The following is an 8999-nucleotide window of genomic DNA, read 5'->3' as shown; positions in this document are numbered from 1 at the left end:
CCCCCCCCCCCCCCCCCCCCCCCCCCCCCCCCCCCCCCCCCCCCCCCCCCCCCCCCCCCCCCCCCCCCCCTCACCACCGGCCTCTCGGGAGCAAGCCCCCTCACCACCGGCCTCTCGGGAGCAAGCCCCCTCACCACAGAGTATGTCCTCCAATGGGTTTGTTCCGCTTCGCCACTCAGCCCGCCAATTAGGCCCTTGACCCCCTTTCATGTTTAAATTGAACGCTCATTCAATATAAACATTGGTTCGCGATCCGCGTTCAACAGTAGGCCAACCCCGCAATGAGTGTTTCTTCTGCGCCCGCAAGCGCCACCGTCCGCATGAACCCCCCGGTGTTCTTTTTCGCCGCCAGTTTCATCCTTCTCTTCGGCATCATCGTCATCGCCTTCCCTGAAACCGCCGGGGCCTGGTTGGCTGCCGCGCAGAGCTGGGCAGCCAATACCGTCGGCTGGTATTACATGACCGCCATGACCCTGTACCTGATCTTCGTGGTCGGTACCGCATTGTCCGGGTACGGCAAGCTCAAGCTGGGCGCCGATCACGACGAGCCGGAATTCAGCTACCTGTCCTGGGCCGGCATGCTGTTCGCCGCCGGTATCAGCATCACGCTGTTCTTCTTTTGCGTGTCCGAACCGCTGACCCACATGATGCACCCGCCTCAGGGCGAGGGCGGCACCCAGGCCGCGGCGCGTCAGGCCATGCAGCTAGTGTTCCTGCACTGGGGCCTGCACGGGTGGGGGGTGTTTGCCTTCGTCGGCATGGCGCTGGCGTTTTTCGCCTATCGCCACAACCTGCCGCTGGCGCTGCGCTCGGCCTTGTATCCGCTGATCGGCAAACGCATCAATGGCCCGATCGGCTATGCGGTCGACGGCTTCGCCATCATCGCCACGGTGTTCGGCCTGGGCGCCGACATGGGCTTCGGCGTGCTGCACCTCAACGCCGGGCTCGACTACCTGTTCGGCATCGCCCACACCCACTGGGTGCAGCTGATCCTCATCACCTTGATGATGGGCGCGGCGATCATCGTTGCGGTGTCCGGCGTCGACAAGGGCGTGCGGGTGATGTCCGACATCAACATGCTGCTGGCCGTCGCGCTGTTGCTGTTCGTGTTGTTCGCCGGGCCGACCCAGCACCTGCTGACCACCTTGATCCAGAACGTCGGTGACTATCTGTCGGTGTTGCCGGCCAAGAGCTTCGATCTGTACGCCTACGACAAACCCAGCGAATGGCTGGGCAACTGGACGGTGTTCTATTGGGCCTGGTGGATTGCCTGGGCGCCGTTCGTGGGGCTGTTCATCGCACGGATCTCCCGGGGGCGGACCATCCGCGAGTTCGTCTTCGGCGTGCTGTTGATTCCGCTGGGTTTTACCCTGGCATGGATGTCGATCTTCGGTAACAGCGCCATCGAGCTGGTGCTCGGCCATGGCATGACGGCCTTGGGCGACTCGGCGCTGGCGGATCCCTCGAAGACCTTGTACCTGCTGCTCGAAACCTATCCATGGAGCAAGGCGGTGATCGCCGTCACGGTGTTCATCAGCTTCGTGTTCTTCGTCACCTCGGCCGATTCCGGCACCGTGGTGCTCTCGACCCTGTCGGCCCACGGCGGCAGCCCGGATGAAGACGGGCCGAAATGGCTGCGGGTGTTCTGGGGCGTGATGACCGCGCTGATCACCAGCGGCCTGCTGTTCGCCGGCAATATCGATTCACTCAAGTCCGCCGTGGTGCTGACCTCCTTGCCCTTCTCGCTGATCTTGCTGGCGATGATGTGGGGGCTGCACAAGGCGTTCTATCTGGAGTCACAGCGCAAGATCGCCCAGCTGTACTCGCTGGCGCCGGTGTCGGCATCGTCATCGCGACGGGGCAGGGGCGGTTGGCGTCAGCGCTTGAGCCAGGCGGTGCATTTTCCCTCGCGTGACGAGGTGTACCGGGTGATGGACACGCTGGTGCGACCGGCGATTGCCGACGTGTCGGCGGTGTTCGTCGAGAAGGGCCTGAGCGTGGTGACTCAGGAAGACCCGAGCGCCGACAGCGTGATGCTGGAAATCGGCCATGGCGAAGAGCGTCCCTTCATCTACCAGGTGCTGATGCGCGGCTATTTCACGCCGTCCTTCGCCCGCGGCGGCATGGGCACGCGGGAGTTGAAGAACCGCCGCTACTATCGCGCCGAGGTGCACCTGAGCGAAGGCAGCCAGGATTACGATCTGGTGGGTTACAGCAAGGAGCAGGTGATCAACGACATTCTCGATCAGTACGAGCGGCATTTGCAGTTCTTGCATCTGGTGCGCTAAACGCAGAACCCTGTAGCGAGGGGGCTCGCCCCCGAAAAATAGTCGACTCACCCCAGAGGTTTGGGAGAATTGGAAATTTTTCGGGGGCAAGCCCCCTCGCTACAGGGGGGTATCAGACCAACCCGCCATTCGCGCGCAGGATCTGGCCATTGATCCAGCCGCTGTCCGGGCCGGTCAGAAAGGCCACCACACCGGCGATGTCGTCCGGTTGGCCCAGGCGCTCCAGCGGCGGCATCTTCGCCAGGTTCTGGATCTGCTCCTCGCTCTTGCCGTTGAAGAACAGGTCCGTCGCCACCGGCCCGGGGGCGACGGCATTGACCGTGATGCCGCGACCGCGCAATTCCTTGGCGAACACCTGGGTCAGGGATTCCACCGCCGCCTTGCTGGCGATATACACCGAATAGTTGGGCAGGTTCATGCCCACGGTGCTGCTGGAAAAGTTGATGATCCGCCCGCCATCGTTCATCCGCGACGCTGCTTCGCGCAGTGTGTTGAAGGTGCCGCGGGTGTTGATCGCGAAGGTCCTTTCATACAGCTCGTCGTCGGTTTCGGCCAACGCCACCATCTTCAGGATGCCGGCGTTGTTGACCAGCACATCGACCTTGCCCAACTGCTGCTCGGTGGTATCGAACAACACCTTCACATCGCTGGCGTTGGCGACATCGGCCTTGACCGCAATGGCCTTACCGCCTTTGGCCTGGACGCTGGCCACCAGGGCGTCGGCTTCGGCTGCGCTGCTGGCGTAGTTGATCACGACGGCGAAGCCCTCACTGGCCAGGCGTTCGGCAATCACAGCGCCGATGCCACGGGAGGCGCCGGTCACAATCGCAACTTTCTGAGTCATGGAATATTCCTCGCGGTAAATGTGCGCTCAGCATCCCAGCTTTGGTCCCTTCGATAAACAGCCTGCGTGTCAACACGACCGCTGCGGGCGTGAAAACCCCATGACGACCTTTTCACAATTCGTTAGCTTGGTAATGAAATATTCCGCTTCTTCGACTTTTTGGAAGTTGGGCGGGGAACTTTCAAGTTCGCCGTTGTCCCGCGAAAAAATCCTTTCAGCTGCAAAAAAATCAGGGTTTCGGCCCGCAAAACAGGAGATTGTCATCTTAGTGCCACATAGATGGCTTATTGAGCACCCATTTTTTATGCCGCCAAATCGTTAAAAAATATTTCTTTATGCTAAAACGATCTAATTTTTTAAAAACAGTCCTATCGCGAAATGTGAAAAATTCATTAGTCTGCATCCCCGGAGACCCGAACTTAGACGCGGGCCCGAGTTCGCCACATGGCTGGCCACACATTTGAGTTTTGGTGGACATTGCGCGGGTGCAAACGATCACAGGGCAACAGACCCTGCCGCCAAAAACAAAAAAAATAGAAATTTCGAGGAGCAACACATGCGTAAGTCGAGTCTGGCCCTGGCCATTGCAGTAGGCGCACTGGCACAACAAGCAGGTGCAGCAGGTTTTCTTGAGGACAGCCACGCGTCGGTCAGTTCGCGTACCTTCTTTTTCCAGAACGATAACCGTGAAGCGGCTCCTGGCTCCAACGCCGACCAACGCGAGCTGGCTACCATCCTGCGTGCGGATTTCATCTCCGGTTACACCCAAGGTACTGTTGGCTTCGGTCTGGACCTGGTCGGCTTCCAGGCTTTCTACCTGGGCGGTGACAACAAACACCCAGCCAACAACAGCTTCTTCCCTGGCAAGGCCCAAGACGCTGACGACGCGTTCAGCGGTGCTGGCGGGAACGTCAAGGCCAAGATTTCCAAGACCGAACTCAAACTGGGTAACGCTCTTGCACCTAACCTGCCCATTCTGGTTGCCAACGACGGCCGCGTAGCGCCTCAGTTCTTCCAGGGCGGCAGCATCACCAGCAAGGACATCGATAATCTGACCCTGACTGCTGGCCAGCTCGAGCAGCAACGCGGCCGTGCGTCCAGCAACTGGACTGGCATGAGCGTCAACGGTGCTATCAAGGACAGCAACAAGTTCATCTATGCTGGCGGTGACTGGAAAGCGACCAAAGACCTGACTTTGCAGTATTACTTCGCTAACCTCGAAGACTTCTACAAGCAGAACTTCCTGGGGCTGCTGCACGTTTGGCAGATCGACAAGGACCAGTCCTTCAAGACTGACCTGCGCTGGTTCAACACGACTTCCGACGGTGCTAACGCTGACCATGAAGCCGGCTATGGTTTCAACGGTAACGGTAGCGGCAACACTGGGGCTGCCACTGCCCGCGGCTGGCGTCGTGCCGATGGTGAGATCGATAACACCATGGGTATCGCAATGTTCACCTACACCCTGGGCGGCCACTCGCTCATGGTCGGTCACCAGCGTATTTCCGATAGCGGCGGTTTCGTCTACATGAACTCCGGCAGCATGCGCGAAGGCACCAATGCTGCTACCGGTAACGGCGGCGTAAGCTTCTACTCGTTCACTGACTCCCTTATCAGCGGCTTCAACAAGGCTGGCGAGAACACCACTTTCGGTCAGTACAGCTATGACTTCGCGCGTTTGGGCGTCCCAGGCCTGAAAGCATCTGCTGCTTACCTGTCCGGTGTGAACGTACGTCCGTACGGTAACCAGGATGGCCGCGGTTCCGAGCACGAAACCGACCTGCGTGTTGACTACGTCATCCAGTCCGGCGCCCTCAAAGGTTTCGGCACCACCCTGCGTCAAGGCATCTACAACGGCAACGTCGGTACTGCCAAGACCAACCAGACCCGTCTGATCTTCAACTACACCTACAACTTCTTCTAAGCTGTTGCGCGTAGCGAAAAACCCGCCCGGAGCGTGCTCCTGGCGGGTTTTTTCATGTCTGAACGCCTCACCCCTGTAGCGAGGGGGCTTGCCCCCGATGAGATGTCTGTGCCCACGCGGTGCCAAGGTGGCCGAATCGGGGGCAAGCCCCCTCGCTACAGGGGTGAGCTTGTTTTATAGCTTTGGGGAATATCCAAGGCACTATCCATTCCTTTTAAACTGCGCCACACCCATGCACAGTGTTCCTACTCACTCAGGAGCCACGTTCATGACCATCCGCCTTGGCGACATCGCCCCCGACTTCCAGCAAGCTTCAAGCGAAGGCCCGATTCAGTTCCACGAGTGGCTGGGCAATCAGTGGGGCGTGCTGTTCTCTCATCCGGCCGACTACACCCCGGTATGCACCACCGAACTGGGCCTCACCGCCAAGCTCAAGGACGAATTCGCCAAGCGCGGCGTCAAGGCCATCGCCCTGTCCGTCGACCCGGTGGAATCCCACCACGGCTGGATCAAGGACATCAACGAAACCCAGAACACCGTGGTCAACTTCCCGATCCTGGCCGACGCCGATCGCAAAGTGTCCGAGCTCTATGATCTGATCCACCCCAATGCCAGCGAGACCCTGACCGTTCGCTCGCTGTTCGTGATCGATCCGAACAAGAAGGTGCGCTTGATCATCACTTACCCGGCCAGCACCGGGCGCAACTTCAACGAAATTCTGCGCGTCATCGACTCGCTGCAACTGACCGATAGCCACAAGGTGGCGACCCCAGCCAACTGGCAGGACGGCGATGAAGTGGTCATCGTGCCGTCGCTCAAGGACGAGGCCGAAATCGCCAGGCGCTTCCCCAAAGGCTACCGCGCCGTCAAGCCGTACCTGCGCTTGACGCCGCAACCGAACCGTTGACAGGTAGGGTCTTCAGGGCGCTTCGGCGCCCTTTTTTTATTCTCGAGCGCAGTGTGGCGTGTATATAGCGTTCGAGAATAACTAAATGAATAAATATGATTTATGGATATATATGTTCAGCTGTTAAGGTTTCCCCCATCACAGCGCGTTCACAGAACCGCGGCAATTTGAAGGAAGCCTAGCGATGTTGGTTGTAGCGATCGGTGGAAGTCCCAGTCAGCGTTCCCGCTCCGGCGTATTGCTCGAGCGTGCCAAGCACACCTTGCAAGGCAAGGGGGTCGAGGTGGTGACCTTTCAGGTGCGTGACTTCAATGCAGAGGACCTGCTGCACGCGCGTTTCGACAGTCCGCAGGTGCTCGACTTTCTGCAACTGGTCGAGAAGGCCGATGGTGTGATCGTCGCCACGCCGATCTACAAGGCCGCCTACTCCGGCGCCCTGAAGACACTGCTGGACCTGCTGCCCGAACGCGCCCTGAGCGGCAAGGTGGTGCTGCCGATCGCCACCGGTGGCAGCATCGCCCACCTGCTGGCCGTCGACTACGCCCTCAAGCCGGTGCTGTCGGCCCTCAAGGCCCAGGAAACGCTGCAGGGCATTTTTGCCGATGACAGCCAGATCACCTACGGCCAGGGCAATGCTGGCGCCCAGCTGGAAGAACGTCTGGCGGAACGCTTCGAAGCGGTACTGAGCGAATTTCACCAGACCATCGCCAGCCGCCCGAAACCCCTGGACCCGGGTTTGCTCAACGAACGTCTGCTCAGTGCTCGCTGGAGCATCTGAGCGGCCACTCCACTATCACCATTGCTGTACTCGTCTTTACACCGTAAGGGCGATCAGACCTCTACACCTGAAGGAAAGCGTAAATGCGTAAAGTCTTGTTGCGTCGTGGTCTGGTCGCGCTGTTCGCTGCGGCGGTGGCGATGGGGGCCATCACTGAGGCCCAGGCCGAAACCCTGCGTATCGGTTACCAGAAGTACGGCACCCTGGTGCTGCTCAAGGCCCGTGGCACCCTGGAGAAGCGCCTGGCTGCCCAGGGCGTCGACGTCAAGTGGACCGAGTTCCCCGGTGGCCCACAGCTGCTCGAAGGCCTCAACGTCGGTTCCATCGACTTTGGCGTGACCGGCGAAACGCCACCGGTGTTCGCCCAGGCCGCCAAGGCCGATCTGGTTTACGTCGCCTACGAGCCCCCAGCGCCGACCAGCGAAGCGCTGCTGGTGCCCAAGGACTCGCCGATCAAGACCGTCGCCGATCTCAAAGGCAAAAAGGTCGCGCTGAACAAAGGCTCCAATGTGCACTACCTGCTGGTGCGTGCGCTGCAAGACGCCGGCTTGAAATACACCGATATCCAGACTGTCTACCTGGCCCCCGCCGATGCCCGCGCGGCGTTCGAGAAGGGCGCCGTGGATGCCTGGGTCATCTGGGACCCTTACCAGGCGGCCGCCGAGAATCAGCTGCAAGCCCGTACCCTCAAGGACGGCACCGGCCTGGTGGACAACCACCAGTTCTATCTGGCCACCCGCCCTTACGCCAAGGATCACCCGAAAGTGATCGAAGCCCTGGTGGACGAAGTGCGCAAGACCGGCGAATGGTCCAAGGCCAACCCCGAGCAAGTGACCGACGAGGTCGCGCCGCTGCTGGGACTGCCGAAGGACATCACCTTGACCTCGGTCAAGCGCCAGGGCTTCGGTGCCCAGTACCTGACGCCGGCAGTCGTCGACGCGCAGCAGAAAATCGCCGATGCCTTTTACCAGCTGAAACTCATTCCGCAGGCCTTGAGCATCAAGGACGTGGTGTGGACACCGCCCGCCGGTGTTGCCGCCGCCCAGTAACGCCTGCGCCGGAGCAGGTTCCGGCTTGAGCCCATCTATAAGGAGACAACTTCAATGAGCCTCAATATTTTCTGGTTCCTGCCCACCCACGGCGACGGTCATTATCTGGGTACCGCCGAAGGCGCCCGCGCCGTCGACCACGGCTACCTGCAACAGATCGCCCAGGCCGCCGACCGCCTCGGTTTCGGTGGCGTGCTGATCCCCACCGGCCGCTCGTGTGAAGACTCCTGGCTGGTGGCCGCCTCGCTGATTCCGGTGACCCAGCGCTTGAAGTTCCTGGTGGCGCTGCGCCCCGGGATCATTTCGCCCACGGTGGCCGCGCGTCAGGCTGCGACCCTGGATCGCCTGTCCAACGGCCGCGCGCTGTTCAACCTGGTGACCGGTGGCGACCCGGAAGAACTGTCCGGTGACGGCCTGTTCCTGACCCACGAAGAACGCTACGAAGCCTCGGTGGAATTCACCCGCATCTGGCGGCGCGTGCTGGAAGGCGAAACCGTCGACTACGATGGCAAGCACATCACCGTCAAAGGCGCCAAGTTGCTCTATCAACCGGTGCAGCAACCACGCCCGCCGCTGTATTTTGGGGGTTCTTCGGATGCCGCTCAGGATCTGGCGGCCGAGCAGGTCGAGATGTACCTGACCTGGGGCGAACCGCCGGCCGCCGTAGCCGAAAAGATCGCTCAGGTGCGGGAAAAGGCCGCGCGCCAGGGCCGCACCGTGCGCTTCGGTATCCGCTTGCACGTGATTGTGCGCGAGACCACCGAGGAGGCCTGGAGAGCCGCCGACAAGCTGATTTCCCATGTCGATGACGCAACCATCGCGCGGGCACAAAAGTCCCTCGCCCGCTACGACTCCGTGGGCCAGCAGCGCATGGCCGCCTTGCACGGCGGCGACCGCACCAAGCTGGAAGTCAGCCCTAACCTGTGGGCCGGCGTCGGCCTGGTGCGTACCGGTGCCGGCACCGCGCTGGTAGGCGATGGCCCGACCGTGGCAGCGCGGGTCAAGGAATACGCGGCGCTGGGCATCGATACCTTCATCTTCTCCGGCTACCCGCATCTGGAAGAGTCCTATCGCGTTGCCGAGCTGCTGTTCCCCCACCTCGACGTGGCTCGCACCGAGCTGCCGTCAGGTGGCCGCCCCGTCACGGCCGCCGGTGAAGTGGTTGCCAACGATTACGTACCTGCTACCGCTACCGCGGCGCAAGGTTGA

General features: G+C 61.0%; 7 protein-coding genes. 6 read left to right on the top strand and 1 reads right to left on the bottom strand.

The genetic code is table 11. The features are described from left to right. The first annotated feature begins 320 nt into the window (after positions 1-320). Positions 321-2288 (top strand): choline transporter BetT, encoded by a 1968-nt coding sequence (gene betT / locus AC3WJP_RS07675; RefSeq protein WP_493720623.1) that lies wholly within the window; start codon positions 321-323, stop codon positions 2286-2288. Between the two features lie 112 nt (positions 2289-2400). Here betT and AC3WJP_RS07670 read toward each other — a convergent pair whose 3' ends face one another. Next, positions 2401-3132: an SDR family oxidoreductase gene (locus AC3WJP_RS07670; protein WP_493720370.1), complete on the bottom strand. Its 732-nt coding sequence runs from the start codon at positions 3130-3132 to the stop codon at positions 2401-2403. Between the two features lie 556 nt (positions 3133-3688). Here AC3WJP_RS07670 and AC3WJP_RS07665 point away from each other — a divergent pair. From AC3WJP_RS07665 to ssuD, 5 genes are all read left to right on the top strand, one after another. Continuing rightward, positions 3689-5056: an OprD family outer membrane porin gene (locus tag AC3WJP_RS07665; protein ID WP_493720371.1), complete on the top strand. Its 1368-nt coding sequence runs from the start codon at positions 3689-3691 to the stop codon at positions 5054-5056. Positions 5057-5324: 268 nt separating this feature from the next. Next, complete coding sequence (locus AC3WJP_RS07660; protein WP_493720372.1) at positions 5325-5963, top strand: peroxiredoxin; 639 nt, start codon at positions 5325-5327, stop codon at positions 5961-5963. Between the two features lie 184 nt (positions 5964-6147). Beyond that, on the top strand, positions 6148-6741 hold the full coding sequence (gene ssuE, locus AC3WJP_RS07655) for an NADPH-dependent FMN reductase (protein ID WP_493720373.1): 594 nt from the start codon (positions 6148-6150) through the stop codon (positions 6739-6741). Between the two features lie 83 nt (positions 6742-6824). After that, the gene (locus AC3WJP_RS07650; protein WP_493720374.1) at positions 6825-7790 is read left to right on the top strand and encodes a sulfonate ABC transporter substrate-binding protein; all 966 of its coding nucleotides are present in this window, start codon (positions 6825-6827) and stop codon (positions 7788-7790) included. 54 nt (positions 7791-7844) lie between these two features. After that, a complete protein-coding gene (gene ssuD, locus AC3WJP_RS07645; RefSeq protein WP_493720375.1) occupies positions 7845-8999 on the top strand; it encodes an FMNH2-dependent alkanesulfonate monooxygenase in 1155 nt (384 codons plus the stop codon).

The organism is Pseudomonas sp. GW821-FHT01A09 (assembly GCF_058986725.1).
This window is presented reverse-complemented; position numbering and strand designations above follow the sequence as displayed.